Origin of the sequence: Azorhizobium doebereinerae UFLA1-100 (assembly GCF_000473085.1) — a bacterium.
Taxonomy (GTDB): Bacteria; Pseudomonadota; Alphaproteobacteria; order Rhizobiales; family Xanthobacteraceae; genus Azorhizobium; species Azorhizobium doebereinerae.
On the sequence record NZ_AXBA01000002.1, the window covers coordinates 201,605 to 217,671 of the forward strand.

Below are 16,067 nucleotides of genomic sequence, written 5' to 3' on the forward strand. Positions count from 1 at the left end.
GCCCCGCACGACTTCGCCGCGCCGGTGCTACACCGCGTCGATGGTCTTCTGGCGGTGCAGCATGGGCGGGCGGGAGACCAGCAGCTTGTCGATGCGCCGGCCGTCCATGTCGACGATCTCGAAGCGCCAGCCGAGCGCGTCGAACACCGCGCCCACCTCCGGCAGCTCCTTGATCTGCGCCAGCGCGAAGCCGGCCACGGTGTGGAAGCGGCCGTCGGTCTCGATCTCCACGCCCAGCACGTCATGCAGTTCGTCCACAGGGGTCTCGCCGGAGATGAGATAGGAGCCGTCGGCGCGCTGCACCACGTGCGGCTCGTCGCCCTGCCCCTCCGTTCCGCCCGCCAGATCCTGCTCCAGCACCGTGCCGGTGATGGCGGCGAGCAGGTCGTAGCCGGTGACGACGCCGACCATGTCGCCATATTCGTCCACCACGATGCCCATGGGCACGGTGGCGCCGCGCAGCATGCGCATGGCTTCCAGCGCCCCCACGGTCTCCACCACGAACGGCACGGTCTGCACGAAGCCGCGCGGGTCCGGGGTCTCGCCGCGCAGATAGGCGTCCAGCAATTGCTTGGCCTGGATCACGCCCACCGTCTCCTCCGGCGAGCCCTCGCAGGCCGGAAGGCGGCTGTGCGGGCTTTCCAGCAGCGCGTCGCGGATCTCCTCCGGCGCGGCGGAGATGTCCACCCACTCCACGTCCGGGCGCGGCGTCATGATGGCGGTGACCGGCCGGTCGGCGAGGCGCATGACGCCGGAGATCATCCGCCGCTCGGCGGGATCGATCACCCCGGCGGTCTCCGCCTCGGTGATGATGGCGCGGATCTCCTCGTCGGTGACGCCTTCCTTCTTGCGGTCCTTCTCACCCAGCAGCCGCAGCACGGCGCGGGCGGAGGCGTCCAGCACCCACACCGCGGGGGCGGAGAATTTCGACAGCCGCAGCATCAGCGGCGCCAGCGCGCAGGCCAGCCGCTCGGGATTCTGCAAGGCGAGACGCTTGGGGATCAGTTCGCCGATGATGAGCGATACATAGGTGATGCCGCCCACCGCGATGGCATAGCCCAGCGGGTCCGCCGCCGAATGCGGCAGGCCGGCGTCGAGCAGCACCTCCGAGAGATAGGCACCGAGGCTGGCGCCGGAGAAGGCGCCGGCCAGGATGCCGATGAGGGTGATGCCGATCTGCACGATGGACAGGAAGCGCCCGGGCTCCGCGCCCAGCAGCAGGGCCGCCTGCGCGCCCTTGTTCCCGGCGTCGGCCCGCGGCTGGAGCCGCGCGGGGCGGGCCGAGACGATGGACAGCTCGGCCGCGGCAAGAATGGCGTTCAACAGGACGAGAAACAGAACAATCGCGATTTCGAGAATGGGCATGGGAGAGATGTGGCGCCTTCCGTCACATCCTGCATAACACAGCTTGTCGCTCCTGTGCGTGACAGCGGCCAAAAAGGTGGCCCGCTTCCCGCATGGGCAGGCGCCGCGCGGCGCGAGACCGGCCCGGCGATTTCGCCGCGCGCGTTGCCGTGTCGCGGAAGCTGATCTAGACAGCAGCAGCCCCGGCGGCCCGCGACCGCCGGGAATGCGAGGGAAGCCAAGCCTCATGTCGTTCAATACGTTCGGGCACCTGTTCCGCGTCACCACCTTCGGCGAAAGCCATGGCCCGGCCATCGGCTGCGTGGTGGACGGCTGCCCGCCCGGCCTGCGCTTCACGCTGGAGGAGATCCAGGAGGCGCTGGACCGCCGCCGCCCCGGCACCTCGCGCTTCACCACCCAGCGGCGCGAGCCGGACGCGGTGCGCATCCTCTCCGGCACCCTGGAGCACAAGGACGGCGGCCTCGTCTCCACCGGCACGCCCATCGCGCTGCTGATCGAGAATGTGGACCAGCGCTCCAAGGACTATTCCGACATCGCCGGCAGCTACCGCCCCGGCCATGCGGACTTCACCTATGACATCAAGTACGGCATCCGCGACCATCGCGGCGGCGGCCGCTCCTCGGCGCGCGAGACCGCGACCCGCGTCGCGGCCGGCGCGGTGGCCGCCAAGGTGCTGCCCGGCGTGGTGGTGCGCGCCGCGCTGACCCGCATCGGCGAGATCGAGATCGACCGGGCGCGCTGGGACTGGACGGAGGTGCCCAACAACCCCTTCTTCTGCCCGGACCCGGAGACGGTGCCGCTGTGGACCGAGTATCTCGACGCCATCCGCAAGCGCGGCTCCTCGGTGGGCGCGGTGGTGGAGGTGATCGCCGAGAACGTGCCCGCCGGCCTCGGCGCGCCGATCTATGGCAAGCTGGACGCCGACCTCGCGGCCGCGCTCATGAGCATCAATGCGGTGAAGGGCGTGGAGATCGGCGAGGGCTTCAACGCCGCCCGCCTCACCGGCGAGGAGAATGCCGACGAGATGCGCGCCGGCAACGAGGGGCACCCGGCCTTCCTCTCCAACCATGCGGGCGGGATTCTCGGCGGCATCTCCACCGGCGCGCCGGTGGTGGCGCGCTTCGCGGTGAAGCCGACGTCCTCCATTCTCACGCCCCGCCGCACGGTGGACAAGTTCGGCGCCGAGACCGACCTCGTCACCAAGGGCCGCCACGACCCCTGCGTCGGCATCCGCGCCGTGCCGGTGGGCGAGGCGATGGTGCTGTGCGTGCTGGCCGACCACCTGCTGCGCCATCGCGGCCAGGTGGGGGCCAATCCGGTCTGGCCCTTCCCGCGCTGAGCGAATACCGGCCGCAGCCATGCAGGCCAGCCAAGAACCGAGATTCCCCCATGATTGTGCGTGAAAAACCGAACCTGTTCTCGGTTTTCTTCATTTTTCGCTGGAAGAGCGGCGCGATGCTGGAACGCATCTATCCGCAGATCCTTCTGGTGATGATCCTGTCCGGCCTTGTCGTCCTGGGCCACCGATACTTCCCGCAATTCGTCCCCGCGGTCAGCAGCGCGCCGTTCGCGCTGATCGGCATCGCGCTGTCCATCTTCCTGGGGTTCCGCAACAGCGCCTGCTACGAGCGCTGGTGGGAGGCGCGCAAGCAGTGGGGCGAACTGGTCATCGCCTGCCGCACGCTCGCGCGACAGACCATCCTGCTGGAAGGCCGCGGCGAGGGACGCGGCGAGCGGACGCGGGCCGAACTGGTCCATCTGGCGATCAGCCTGACCTACGCGCTGCTGATGCACCTGCGCCCCGGCGGCGACGCGCGGCGCATCTTCGCCCACCTGCCCGAGGAGGCGCGGGCGGGCATCCAGGCCAGCCGCAACCGCCCCGACTTCATCCTGCGCCGGATCGGCGCCACGCTGTCGGACGCGCGCCGGCAGGGGCTGCTCAGCGACATCGAATTCTCGATAATCGACGGCACGGTCAATCATCTGGCGTCGGCGGTGGCGTCCTGCGAGCGCATCCTGACGACGCCGGTGCCGTTCGCCTACACCCTGCTGCTCCACCGCACCGCCTATGTGTTCTGCTTCCTGCTGCCGTTCGGCTTCGCCGACCTGATCGGCTGGCTTGCCCCGTTCGCCGCCGGCATGGTGGCCTACACCTTCTTCGGCCTCGACATGCTGAGTGACGAACTGGAGGAGCCGTTCGGCGAGCTGCCCAACGACCTGCCCATCGCCGCCATCGCCGACACCATCGCCATCAACCTGCGCGAGGCGCTTGGCGAGACCGACCTCCCGCCCCTGCCCGCGCCGGTGGATTTCGTGCTGATGTGACGAGGCCGGGACACCGCCAGCAGCCCGGGGCGCGGCGGCGCCGCCGGGCCTTGCTCCGGCCGGCGTAACTGTCGTGAAACCGCGTTCTGGTCTTCATACCACCGTCAAACAACCCGGCCAGAAAGAGCCGCGATGCGTCGGCCGCGGGGGCTGCCCGCAGGGTGCGGACTTGGGCGGGAATGAGCGATCTCTCCATCGCGGTCTTCGAGGACGCGCGCTGTGCCGCCTTGCAGGCGCCGCTGTCCGCCAACGCCCCGCTCGGCGCCGACGTGCGCGAGGACCCCGCCTTTGAGGACATCGAGGCCGAGGTCCGCCTGATCGACACCGAAGGCCCCGGCGGCGTGCGCTGGGGCAAGGTCGCCGACGGCGGGCTCGACCTCATCACCCATCGCGGCCGCGACCTGCTGGTGGTGGTGTGGACCATCTACGCGCTGGCCCAGCAGGAGCGCTGGCGCGGCATCGCGGTGGGCTTTTCCGCCCTCGCGCCCATGGTGGCGGACCATTGGGACGCCATCCTGCCCAAGCGCGAGCGGGCGCGGGTCGGGGCGCTGGAATGGCTCACCGTCCGCCTGACGCCCCTGGTGGCGGAGATGAAGCCGGAGGCCGACGAGGCGTCCGCCGTCCTGCACGCCAGCGCCATCCTGGAAGACCTGCAACGCCTGCTGCCGGAGAAGCTCGCCAAGGAACAGGTGGCGATCGGCGAACTGGTGCGCGCGGTGCGCGCCAAGGCCGGCGACGCCAAGGACATGCTGGCCCGCGCCGCGGCTGCGGAAGCCGAGGCCGCCGCCCGGGCCACGGCAGCATCGGCCGCCGCGGAAGCCGCCGCCAGCGCGCCGCCGCCGGCAGAGCCCGCCCGCGCCGCCGATGCGCCGGCCGCGCCGGCATCCGCCACGGCGCCGGCGGCGCACGTGCCGCCCCCGGCGGCCGCGCCCCCCGCCCCGCCCGCCGGCGGCGCCGGGCCGGACATGGAGCGCGCGCTCAGCGCCCTGGCCGACAGCATGCGCCAGCACGCCGCCGTGCTGCGCGACGCCGACCTCGCCGACCCGCGCAGCTACCGCCTCGCGCGCATGGCCGCCTGGCTCGACATCACCGTGCCGCCGGAGGCCAAGGGCGGCACCACGCAATTGTTTCCGCCCGGCGCCCAGCGCCTCCAGAGCATCGAGGCGCTGCATCGCGCCGGCGAGCACGAGGCGGTGGTGCGCAATCTGGAGGCCATGATCGGCTCGGCGCCATTCTGGCTCGACGCCAGCCGCCTGGTCTGCGACGCGCTGGCGCTGCTGGGCCCGCGCTACGGCATGGCGGTGGGCGCGGTGCTGGAGACCACCACCGGCTTCGTGCGCCGCCTGCCCGAACTGGTGGACCTGACCTTCTCCGACGGCACCCCGTTCGCCGACGCCGCCACGCGGGACTGGCTGTCGCAGCACGCCGGCGCGGGCGCAGCCGTCGCCGCCGACGCGCCGGGCGAGGATCTGGCCGAGCTCCAGGGTGAGGTGCGCGAACTCGCCGCCAACGGCAGGAAGGCCGAGGCGCTGGACCGCCTCGCCGCCGCCCGCGAGCGCGCCCGCGACGGCCGGCAGGTGTTCGACATCCAGGCGCTCCAGGCCCAGCTCTGCCTGGACATGGACCTGCCAGGCGTGGCGCTGCCTTTGGTGGTGCACCTCCAGGCGGTCGCGGACGCCCGCACGCTGGACCTGTGGGAGCCGGCCCTGGCGCTGAAGGCGGCGGGCCTCGCCATGCGCGCCCTCAAGCACCCTTCCGCCGCCAAGGTGCTGGGCGAGGAGCGCCTGCGCACGGCGCTGGAAGCCGCTCAGCAGCGCCTTGCCCATCTCGACCTGCGGGCCGCCGCGCGGTTCGTCCATTCGTAACCCAACACGCCAGCCGATGAAGCCGGGGAGCCAAGACCATGAGTGAATCCGTCGCGCCGAAGGAACGGGTCAACATCCGTTACCGGCCCGCCACCGGCAACGCCAAGGAAGAGGTGGAGCTGCCGCTGAAGCTGCTGGTGGTGGGCGACTACACCCTGCGCGCCGACGAGCGCCCGGTGGAGGAACGCCCGCTGGTGAACATCAACAAGGACAATTTCGACGACGTGCTGAAGGGCCACGACCTCGCCCTCGACCTCTCTGTGCCGAACCGGCTGGAGGACGGCGCCGCCGACCAGAAGGTGTCGGTGAACCTGAAGTTCGACCGGCTGAAGGATTTCGAGCCGGAGGCGGTGGCCCGGCAGGTGCCCGAATTGAGCAAGCTGCTGGAGATGCGCGAGGCGCTGGTGGCGCTGAAGGGCCCGCTCGGCAACATCCCGGCGTTCCGCAAGATCATCCAGAGCGTGATCGAGGACGAGGCCACCCGCCAGCGCTTCCTCAGCGAGCTGACCGGCGAGGCCGGCACCGACAGCGACAAGGCCTGACCCGCATCCGCTCACCCGCTGCGACCTGCGCCCGGCGCGGTCGAGCCCCTAGGAGACGTGATCCATGAGCACCGAAGCCTCCGCCGAACTCCAGGCCGGCGCGGTCACCACCGCCGCCGAGCCCTCCATGCTCGACCAGATCCTGCTGGAGACCAAGCTGCGCCCCAGCGACGACGGCTATGACGTCGCCCGACGCGGCGTCGCCGCCTTCGTCGCCGAGCTGCTGAAGCCGACCCGCGGCGACGAGAAGGTCAACAGCGCCGTCGTCGACCAGATGATCGCCGCCATCGACCAGAAGCTGTCCGCCCAGCTCGACACCATCCTGCACGACGAGAACTTCCAGCAGCTGGAATCCGCCTGGCGCGGGCTGAAGTTCCTGGTGGACAAGACCGACTTCCGCCAGAACATCAAGATCGAGATGCTCTCCACCTCCAAGGACGAGCTGCTGGCCGATTTCGACGACAGCCCGGAGATCGTGCGCTCCGGCCTCTACCGGCACGTCTACACCGCCGAATACGGCCAGTTCGGCGGCCAGCCCATCGGCGCGGTCATCACCAATTTCGACTACGGCCCGGGCGCGCAGGACATCAAGCTGCTCCAGTACATGGCGAGCGTCGGGGCGATGTCCCACGCCCCGATCATCGGCGCCGCCAGCACCCAGATGTTCGGCGTCGACCAGTTCGAGGAACTGGCCAACCTCAAGGACCTCCAGTCCATCTTCGAGGGGCCGAAATACGCCAAGTGGAACAGCTTCCGCCAGACCGAGGACGCGCGCTACGTGGGCCTCACCGCCCCGCGCTTCCTGCTCCGCCTGCCCTACGGGCCGGACAGCAACCCGGTGAAGTCGTTCAATTATAACGAGGCGTCCTCCGGCACCACGGCCAACTATCTGTGGGGCAACGCCGCCTACGCCTTCGCCACCCGCCTCACCGACAGCTTCGCCCAGTTCCGCTGGTGCCCGAACATCATCGGCCCGCAGTCCGGCGGCGCGGTGGAGAACCTGCCGCTGCACACCTTCGAGGCCATGGGCCAGTTGCAGAGCAAGGTGCCCACCGAGGTGCTGATCTCCGACCGGCGCGAATACGAGCTGGCCGAGCAGGGCTTCATCGCCCTGACCATGCGCAAGGGCACGGACAACGCCTCCTTCTTCTCCGCCAATTCGGTGCAGAAGCCGAAGTTCTTCGGCAACAGCGAGGACGGCAAGGAAGCCGAGCTGAACTACAAGCTCGGCACCCAGCTGCCTTACATGTTCATCATCAATCGCCTGGCGCACTACATCAAGGTGCTCCAGCGCGAGAACATCGGCAGCTGGAAGACCCGCGTCGAGCTGGAGACCGAGCTCAACAAGTGGATCCGCCAGTATGTGGCCGACCAGGAGAACCCCTCCGCCGAGGTGCGCTCCCGCCGGCCGCTGCGCGCCGCCTCCATCCAGGTGGAGGACGTGCAGGGCGAGCCGGGCTGGTACCGCGTCGCCATGGCCGTGCAGCCGCACTTCAAATACATGGGCGCTGACTTCACGCTCACCCTGAAGGGCAAGCTCGACAAGTCGTGATGCCGCTCCGGGCGCCGTTCCCGCGACGGCGCCCGGGTGTCGAACGGGCGATCCCGCCGATGGCGTGCGCCGGCCCGGGCCGGCGCGCCCTCGCGCCCGCTCCTCGTTTTCTCCTCCGGCGCCGCGCGTAGCGCCGCCCCCGCGCATGGTGAAGGTCCGATGGCCCAGCGAACCCTGGTGGAGCGCCTGATCGCCGCCGATGCCGGCGGCACGGCTGCGCCGCTGCGGCTCGGCGGGGAGTTCGCCAGTTCCTCGGAACTGCTGGACAGCGTGCTCATCAACATGCGCGCCGTGCTCAATTCGCGGGCCGGCTGCTGCCAGGTGCGGCCGGACTACGGCATGCCGGACTTCAACGGCCTGGTGGGCCGCTTTCCCGACGCCATCGCCATCATCGCGAATGCGGTGCGCGGCCAGATCGAGGCGTTCGAGCCACGCCTGTCCGGCGTGTCCGTGCGCCATGTGCCGGACCGCTCCAACCCGCTGCGCCTCGCCTTCCGCATCCACGCCGCTTTGGTGGTGGGAGACGAGGTGGAGCGCCTGTCGTTCGACACGGTGCTCAACAATGACGGCTTCGTCCGGGTGATGGGATAGGCCATGGCGCTCAACCGCTATTACGAGGACGAGCTCGCCTATCTGCGCGACCTCGGCGACATGTTCGCCCGCGAGAACCCCAAGCTCGCCGGCTTCCTCTCGCGCAAGGCCGCCGACCCCGACGTGGAGCGCCTGCTGGAGGGCTTCGCCTTCCTCACCGCCAACCTGCGCCAGCGCCTGGACGACGACCTGCCGGAGCTGGTGCACGGCCTGCTGCGGCTGATCTGGCCGGCCTATCTCCAGCCCGTCGCGCCCACCACCACCCTGTGCTTCCGCCAGACCGGCGGCGGCGACGGCGCCCCGACCCTGGTGCCGCGCGGCACGCAGGTGCGCTCGCGCCCGATCGACGGCACCTCCTGCCCCTTCATCACCTGCTATCCGCTCCAGGTGCTGCCGCTGGACGTGGCGCGGGTGGAGCTGGAGAACACCGCCACCGCCGCCGAACTGACCATCGGCCTCGCCGCCCTGCCCCAGGCGGGCTTCGCCGCGCTGGCGCAGGCGCCGCTGCGCCTGCATCTGAGCGCCGACCACGATCCCCTGGTGGGGCGCACGCTCTATCTGTGGATGCGCCGCCACCTGCGCCGCATCGTGGTGCGCGCCGGCGACGAGACGCTCGCCACCCTTCCGCCCGCGAGCGTCGCGCCAGTGGGCTTCGGCCCCGGCGAGGCGGTGCTGGCGCAGCCGCAGAACGCGGTGGAGGGGTTCCGGCTGCTGCAGGAATATCTGCTGGTGCCGCAGAAGTTCCTCTATGTGGACATCGCCGGCCTCGCGGCGGTGGCGGATACCCCCGCCCGCGCCCTCGACCTGCTGTTCGTGTTCGACCGGCCGCTGCCGCAGCAGGTGCGTGTCGGCCGCGACGCGGTGCGCCTCAACTGCACCCCGGCGGTGAACCTGTTCCCCGCCGCCGGCACGCCGATCCACGTGGACGTCGCCAAGACCGAATACCGCATCACGCCGCTGGACGGGCCGGCGCTGTCCATCCACGACATCACCCAGGTCTCCGGCTTCGTGCAGGGCGCGTCCGAGCGCATCGACTACGTGCCGTTCGAATCCTTCCGCCACGACATTCCCGGCAGCCCGGCTTCCCCCGGTCACGCGCGCGGCGGCCGGGCCGGCGCCGCCTACTACCGCACCCGCATCACCCCCGCCGTGGTCGGCCGGCGCATCGACCACTACATCTCCTTCGTCAACCGGCTGGATGGGCGCGTCCTCCCCGAGGCCGAGACGGTGAGTCTGGAACTGACCTGCTCCAGCGGCCGCCTCGCCGAGCGCCTGCCGGTGGGCGCCATCGACCAGCCGGGGGCCAACACGCCCTCCGGCCTCGCCGTCGAGAACATCGCCCGCGTCACCGGCGAGGTGCCCCCGCCGCTGGCGGACGGGCTGCTGTGGCGGCTGGTGGCGGGCCTCGCCTGCAACTTCAATTCCATCGCCGACGTCACCACGCTGAAGCAGCTCATCGCCACCTTCGACTTCCGCGCGGTGCAGGACGAGCAGGCCCGGCGGCGGCTGGAGCTGCTGCTCGACGGGCTGGAGCAGTTCGAGCATGGCAGCGGCGACCTGGTGATGCGCGGCGTGCCGGTGCGGGTGCGGCATTTCACTTTGGTGTGCCAGGAGAGCAAGGTGGGCGGCGAGGCGGAGATGTTCCTGCTGGGCTGCGTTCTTGAGCGGATGCTCAGCGCTTTCGCCACCATCAACAGCGTCCATCAGTTCTCCATCCGCGGCAGCGAGAGCAACGTGCGCTACGCCTGGGACGCGCGGCGCGGCACGGCGCAGCCGCTGTGAGCGGGAGCCTGCGGCCCGGGGCGGACGGCCCCGCCATCGACCAGGAGGCGCTGGACGCGCTCGATGCCCGGAACGCCGCCTTCTTCGCCCTGGCGCTGCATTTCGAGCGGCTGTTCCCGGATGCCCCGCCGCTGGGCGCCACCGGCGATCCGGCGCGCGAACGGCTGCGCTTCGGCGCCAATCCCTCGCTCGGCTATCCGCCGGGCGAGGTGGAGGCGCTGACCTGGGACGCGGCCAACGGCCACGCCCACATGCAGGTGAACTTCCTCGGCCTCTACGGGCCGTCCTCGCCCTTGCCGCCCGCCTATACGGAGCGGGTGATCGGCAGCGACGGGGCGGCGGGGTCGCTCGGCCTGTTCCTCGATCTGTTCAACCACCGCCTCACCGGCCTGTTGGTGCGCATCTGGAAGCACCAGCGCCACCACCTGCGCTATCGCGCCGGGGCGGAGGACGCCATCTCCCGCGCGGTGTCGGCGCTGATCGGGCTGATGCCCGCCGCCAGCACCATCCACCGGGCGGCGCTGCTGCCCTACGCCGGGCTGCTGAGCTGCCACAGCCTGTCCGCCTCCATCATCGCCGGCGTCATCTCCCATTGCAGCGGCCTGCCGGTGCGCATCGAGGAGTTCGTCAGGCGCACGGTGGTGATCCCGCCCGACAAGCGCTCACGCCTCGGCGACACGCCGCCGGAGTTGGGCGGCGACTTCATCGCCGGCGCGGAGATCACCGACGACACCGGCATGTTCCGGGTGGTGATCGGCCCGCTCGACCAGGCCGCCTTCCGCGCCGCGCTGCCGGACCAGCCGGCCTTCGCCGCCGTGGTGGACCTGGTGGAACTCTCGCTGCGCGACCCGCTCGCCTTCGACATCCGCCTGGAGCTTAAGCCCGGCGCCGTGCCCGCCTTCGTGCTCGGCGCCGGGCGGCTCGGCTGGGACACCTGGGCCGCGCCGGCGCCGGACCAGGCCGGCTCCGCCGACTTCGCCGGCGACCGCCGCATGGCAACCCTGTGACGGATATGTGCGTGATCCGCCCGCCTGTTATCGCCCTGTCACCGTTCGCGACGAAGGTACCGCCGCGGATCGGTCCGGCCGGTGGCGCGCACGGGCGCGGCGACCACCGGACCGGGCGCGGCGAGGAACCGGCGTCTGGGTCTGGGACCGGCGGCGGTCCGGCAGGTGGCGTGTCATGGCCCCGGAGGTTTCGGGTGCCGGCACGGAGGCTGCGGGATGCGCGTCGGCGGGCTGCGGGGGCAGCGACGGGAGAGTGGGTTTGCGAGCGCGGCTGACCGTCACCAGCGAACAGCAGCAGAGCCTTGGCGCGGATGCCTTCCGGGATTTCGAGCAGGCGGGCGGCGTCATCGGCCGCGCCACAACCTGCGATTGGCGCCTGCCGGATTCCACGCATACCGTGTCCGCCCGCCATGCGGAGATCCGCCATACCGGCCACGGCTTCGTGGTGGTGGACCTGAGCACCAACGGCGTCTACGTGAACACCACCGACGCCCCGCTGGGACGCGGCAACAGCGCCGCTTTGGTGAGCGGCGACACGCTCTATCTCGGCACCTATGTCATCAGCGTCGAGATCCTGAAGACCGACGCGCGCCCGCGCCCCGAGAGCTGGGCCGCGGCGCCCGCCTCCGCGCCGCCGGCGGCCGCCCCGTTCGCCGATCCGCTCTGGCCGGCGGCGCCCGCGCGCACCGCCGCTTCCGCCTATCGCGCCCCGGCGCCGCAGCGCCCGCTGGACCCGCTGGCCGCGCTGGATGGCGCCGACACCGCCCCGGAGGGCGACAACCCCTTCTTCGAGCTCGGCCTGGTGCGCAAGTCGGGCGAGACCACCTCCGGCTGGCGGGACCTGCTGGACAGCCGCAGCCGCCCGGCCGCCGCCGCGCCGCAGCCGCCGCAGCCCCCCTTTGCGCCCGCCGCCCCGCCGATGGCGCCGCCCGCCTTCGGCGCCGCTCCGGCCCCGGCGGGGATCATCCCCGCCGACTTCGCGCTCGGCCCCCTGGGCCCGCCGCCGGTGCCGCCCGCCCCGCCGCAGCCGCTCTTGGCACAGGCGCCGGAGCCGCCCGTCTTCGCGCCGCCGGCACCGGCCTTCGCCCCCGCCGTGCCCGCGCTCGCCTTCACCTCGCCCGTCTCAGCCTCCCCCGCCCCGCCCGCCGGCGCCATCCCCGCCGGCTTCCTCGACGATCTGGCGGGACTGATGCCAAGGCCCGCGCCGCAGCCCGCGCTGCCCGGCGCGGACCTGCCGCCGCTCCCCGCCGCGCCGCCGGGCGCCGAGGCGCCCCTGAGCATCAGCCGCGGCGTCTCGACCCGCGCCCCCGCCGAGGGCACCGGCGCACCGGACCCCGTCTCCCTGCTGCGGCAGCGCGCGGCGGCGCGCGGCGGCGCGGCTCCCGGCCCGGTGCCTCCGCACGCGGCACCGGCGCGCGAGGACGCCACCGCTTTGCCCGCCGCAGCGCTGCCCGCCGCCCGCATGGCCGCGCCAGCCCCGGCGCCGCAGGCTCAGCCCACGCCAGCGCCGCAGGCTCTGCCCATACCGGCCCCGCTGCCGCCGCTGCCGGCCGGCGTGCTGCCGCCGGGCGGCGATCCGGCCGAGCCGCTGTTCGCCCTGCTCGGGCTCGACGGGGCCAGCCTCCCGCCCCATGCCCGCGCGGCGCTGTTCGCCGATGTCGCCGGCCTGCTGCTGGAGATGGCGGACGGGCTGGTGGCGGTGCTGGAGGCCCGGCGGCTGATCAAGGACGGCTTCCATTTGGACCAGACCCGCCTGAAGCCGGTGGAGAACAATCCGTTCAAGTTCTGCGCCTCCGGCCGCGAGGCGCTGGACAAGGCGCTGGTGCAGCGCGCGCCGGGCTTCCTGGCGCCGGCGCAGGCCGCCCGCGCCGGCTTCGACGACGTGAAGGTGCATGAGATCGCCGCCATGGAGGCCATGCAGGCCACCATCGCCCGCCTGCTCCAGCGCGTCAGCCCCGCCGCCGTCACCTTCGAGGTGGAGGGCGAGGCCGCCGCCAACCCCGGCCTGTTCGGCCGCAAGCTGGACAAGGGCCGGCTGTGGGACCGCTACCTCGCCATGCACGAACGGCTGGTGGACGCGCTCGACGTCATCAGCCCGGAAGTGGTGGGGGAGGAATTCGCCCGCGCCTATGCGCACCACAGCCAGGATCTGCGCCATCAGGATCCTCACCAACACAATCCGCGCCGGAGGGACCCCTGATGCATCACGGCCGAAATCGCGAGGCCGTGGAGCTGGAGACCCGCCGCGCCGTCCTCGTGCGCCTGGCGGCGCTGCCGCTGCTGGGAGGCCTTGGCGCCTGCGCCGCGCCGGGGCCGCCGCCGCCGGTGATCACGCCCACGGTCATCACCATCCGCGCCGATGCCAACGTCAATCCAAACCAGGACGGCACGCCCTCGCCCACCGTCATCAAGCTGTATGACCTCAAGGCGCAGACCAATTTCATGAGCGCCAGCTTCTTCGAACTGCTCGACAGCGACGTCACCCGCCTGGGGCCGGAGATGCTGTCGAAGCAGGAGGTGGAGATCCTGCCGGGCACCACCCGCGACGTGGACCACCAGATCACCGGCGACGTGAAGTTCCTCGGCGTCATCGCCGGCTTCCGCAACATCAACTCGGCCCAGTGGCGCGCCATCGTCGAGGTGGTGCCGGGCAAGACCAACTATTTCCTGGTCCAGCTCACCAGCCTGGCGGTGAGCGTGGAACTCAACGCCACCCGCGGCAAGGGATGGTTCGGCCAGTGACCATCCGATCCGCAGGCCAGACACATCCGGAGCGCAGGTCCCCATGTCGCTGACGAGCAAACCGCTTTGGACGGAAGGCATGTTCGTCAAGCCGCAGCACTTCCAGCAGCACGACCGCTGGCTGGAGCAGGCGCTGGAGGCGCGTGTGCGCGGCCTCGCCCCCTTCGCCTGGGGCCTGCGGCAGCTGGAGATCGACGCGGAAATGCTCCGCCTCGGGCAGGTCGCGGTCTCGCGCTGCCTCGCCGTGCTGCCCGACGGCACCACGCTGGACATCCCCGGCCAGATGCCGCCGCCCCCGCCGCGCCGGGTGCCGCCCGGGCTGAAGGGCGCGCGGGTGTTCCTCGCCGTGCCGGCGCGTGCCCGCGACGGCGGCGAGATCGTCGAGCCGGGCGCCGCCCAGCGCCGCTTCCGCGCCGCCGAGCACGCGGTGCGCGACACCTCGGCGCCCGACCGCGAGCCGGTGGAGATCCGCGTCGGCCGCCTCAATGTCGGCCTGCTGTTCGAGGGCGAGGCGCAGGACGACCTCATCGTCCTGCCGGTGGCGCGCATCGCCGAGGTGGAGCCCACCGGCGTCGTTCAGCTCTCGCCCACCCACATCCCGCCGTGCCTCGACTATCAGGCCTCCACCCGGCTGGTGCAGGTGCTGACCGAGGTGCACGGCCTCGTCCACAACCGCGCCGAGGCGCTGGCCGAGCGCGCCGACCCGAGCCGCATGGCCGCCGACAGCGCCGGCCTCGTGGACGTGCTGGTGCTGCGGGTGATGAACGGCACCGATGCGGTGCTGCACCACCTCGCCCACCTGCCCGGCTGCCATCCGGAGGTGCTGTTCCGCGAGATGGTGCGCCTGGTCGGCGACCTCTCCACCTTCGACACCCACCGCCGCCGCGTGCCGGCCCTGCCGGCCTATCTGCACGACAATTTGGAAGCCAGCATCGAGCCGGTGCTGGCGGCGCTCCGGCAGGCGCTCAACGTGGTGATCGAGCGCAACGTGGTGCCTCTGCCGCTCCAGGAGCGCGGCTACGGCATCCGCACCGCCACCATCATGGACCGCACCATCTTCTCCGGCGGGCGGTTCATCCTGGTGGCCAGCGCCGGCATCCCGCACGAGACGCTGCGCACCCAGCTGCCCGCTACCACCAAGATCGGCTCGGTGGAGCAGATCCGCGACCTCGTGAACCTGCAACTGCCGGGCATCCCGCTGCGCTCGCTGCCGGTGGCGCCGCGCGAACTGCCCTATCTCCAGGGCGCGGTCTATTTCGAGCTCGACCAGAGCGTCGAATTGTGGCGCAGCCTCGCCCGCTCGGCCGCCTTCGCCTTCCATGTGAGCGGCGACTATCCCGACCTCCACCTGGAGTTCTGGGCCATCCGGGCGGGGCAGTCGTGACCAACGCGGCGGACAGGGGAACAGCCGACCTCGGCGACGACGAGCCGACCGTCATCGGCCATCGCCCGGTGCCCGTGGGCCGCGCCGCCCCGCGCGATCCCGTGCCCGGCCCGCCGCCGGAGATGGGCGGCACGCCGCTGCGCCCCGCGCCCTCCCCGCAGAACGCCCCGCCGCCCGGCCCCGGCCTGCTGGCGGAGCTGCCGCTCTCCGCCGACGCCAGCCGGCCGGAGGAGCTGATCGCCGCCGCCGCCACGCCGCTGCTGGCGCTCGTCGCGCAGCTGCGGCAGGCGGTGGACCATGCGGATGTCAACGCCCTGCGCACAGAGACCGTGGCGCAGATCAAGAGGTTCGACGAGCGCGCGGTGAAGCTGGGCGCGCGGGTGGCCGACGTCAGCGCCGCGCGCTACGTGCTGTGCTCGCTGCTGGACGAAACGGTGATGACCACGCCCTGGGGCGCGGCCAGCAACTGGAGCACCCACAGCCTGCTCAACCAGTTCCACGGCGAGACCTGGGGCGGCGAGAAGGTGTTCGCCATCCTTGACCGGGTGCGCGCCAACCCGCAGCAGCACCTGGCGCTGCTGAAGCTGATCGACCTGTGCCTGGCCTTCGGCTTCGAGGGCAAGTACCGGGTGATGGACGGCGGCCAGTACCAGCTCGACGAATTGCGCACCGAGCTGGGCCGGGTGTGGCGCAACCTCGTCAAGGCCGCGCCCGACGAGCTGTCGCCGCAATGGCAGGGCGTCTCCGTGCGCCGCACGCTGCGCACCGCTTTGCCGCTGTGGGTGGTGTTCGCGGTGGCGGGCGCGCTGCTGGTCGGGGTCTACGGCCTGTTCGCCTTCCGCCTGGACCAGGGCCTCACGCCCATCGAAACGCGGTTTGAGCGCATCGGCGCGCCGAAGACCTGAGGAAAGC

Annotated in this window: 13 protein-coding genes; 12 read left to right on the plus strand and 1 reads right to left on the minus strand. The window is 71.8% G+C overall.

The window, feature by feature from the left end:
* Positions 1–27: 27 nt before the first annotated feature.
* The gene (locus YU1_RS0103505; protein WP_029002884.1) at positions 28–1,365 is read right to left on the minus strand and encodes a hemolysin family protein; all 1,338 of its coding nucleotides are present in this window, start codon (positions 1,363–1,365) and stop codon (positions 28–30) included.
* Between the two features lie 226 nt (positions 1,366–1,591).
* Between YU1_RS0103505 and aroC the strand changes: the two genes are divergently transcribed.
* The 12 genes from aroC (at position 1,592) to icmH (ending at position 16,060) form a co-directional block, all read left to right on the plus strand.
* Positions 1,592–2,704, plus strand: a complete 1,113-nt coding sequence (gene aroC / locus YU1_RS0103510) for a chorismate synthase (protein WP_029002885.1) — start codon at positions 1,592–1,594, stop codon at positions 2,702–2,704.
* A gap of 50 nt (positions 2,705–2,754) precedes the next feature.
* Positions 2,755–3,690 (plus strand): bestrophin family protein, encoded by a 936-nt coding sequence (locus YU1_RS0103515; protein ID WP_029002886.1) that lies wholly within the window; start codon positions 2,755–2,757, stop codon positions 3,688–3,690.
* 179 nt (positions 3,691–3,869) lie between these two features.
* Complete coding sequence (gene tssA / locus YU1_RS0103520; protein WP_029002887.1) at positions 3,870–5,555, plus strand: type VI secretion system protein TssA; 1,686 nt, start codon at positions 3,870–3,872, stop codon at positions 5,553–5,555.
* 38 nt (positions 5,556–5,593) lie between these two features.
* A complete protein-coding gene (tssB, locus tag YU1_RS0103525; protein ID WP_029002888.1) occupies positions 5,594–6,097 on the plus strand; it encodes a type VI secretion system contractile sheath small subunit in 504 nt (167 codons plus the stop codon).
* A 64-nt stretch (positions 6,098–6,161) separates the two neighbouring features.
* Positions 6,162–7,649, plus strand: coding sequence for a type VI secretion system contractile sheath large subunit (tssC, locus tag YU1_RS0103530; RefSeq protein ID WP_029002889.1), 1,488 nt, complete (start codon positions 6,162–6,164; stop codon positions 7,647–7,649).
* 159 nt (positions 7,650–7,808) lie between these two features.
* A complete protein-coding gene (gene tssE / locus YU1_RS0103535) occupies positions 7,809–8,240 on the plus strand; it encodes a type VI secretion system baseplate subunit TssE (protein ID WP_029002890.1) in 432 nt (143 codons plus the stop codon).
* A gap of 3 nt (positions 8,241–8,243) precedes the next feature.
* Complete coding sequence (gene tssF / locus YU1_RS0103540; RefSeq protein WP_029002891.1) at positions 8,244–10,022, plus strand: type VI secretion system baseplate subunit TssF; 1,779 nt, start codon at positions 8,244–8,246, stop codon at positions 10,020–10,022.
* Complete coding sequence (gene tssG / locus YU1_RS27775; protein WP_051356449.1) at positions 10,019–11,029, plus strand: type VI secretion system baseplate subunit TssG; 1,011 nt, start codon at positions 10,019–10,021, stop codon at positions 11,027–11,029. The genes tssF and tssG overlap by 4 nt, the downstream gene beginning before the upstream one ends.
* A gap of 259 nt (positions 11,030–11,288) precedes the next feature.
* The gene (tagH, locus tag YU1_RS34685) at positions 11,289–13,229 is read left to right on the plus strand and encodes a type VI secretion system-associated FHA domain protein TagH (protein ID WP_029002892.1); all 1,941 of its coding nucleotides are present in this window, start codon (positions 11,289–11,291) and stop codon (positions 13,227–13,229) included.
* On the plus strand, positions 13,229–13,771 hold the full coding sequence (gene tssJ, locus YU1_RS27780; RefSeq protein ID WP_051356450.1) for a type VI secretion system lipoprotein TssJ: 543 nt from the start codon (positions 13,229–13,231) through the stop codon (positions 13,769–13,771). The genes tagH and tssJ overlap by 1 nt, the downstream gene beginning before the upstream one ends.
* 43 nt (positions 13,772–13,814) lie before the next feature.
* A complete protein-coding gene (gene tssK, locus YU1_RS0103560) occupies positions 13,815–15,155 on the plus strand; it encodes a type VI secretion system baseplate subunit TssK (protein ID WP_029002893.1) in 1,341 nt (446 codons plus the stop codon).
* On the plus strand, positions 15,152–16,060 hold the full coding sequence (icmH, locus tag YU1_RS27785; RefSeq protein WP_051356452.1) for a type IVB secretion system protein IcmH/DotU: 909 nt from the start codon (positions 15,152–15,154) through the stop codon (positions 16,058–16,060). Before tssK ends, icmH begins: the two co-directional genes overlap by 4 nt.
* Positions 16,061–16,067 lie beyond the last annotated feature (7 nt).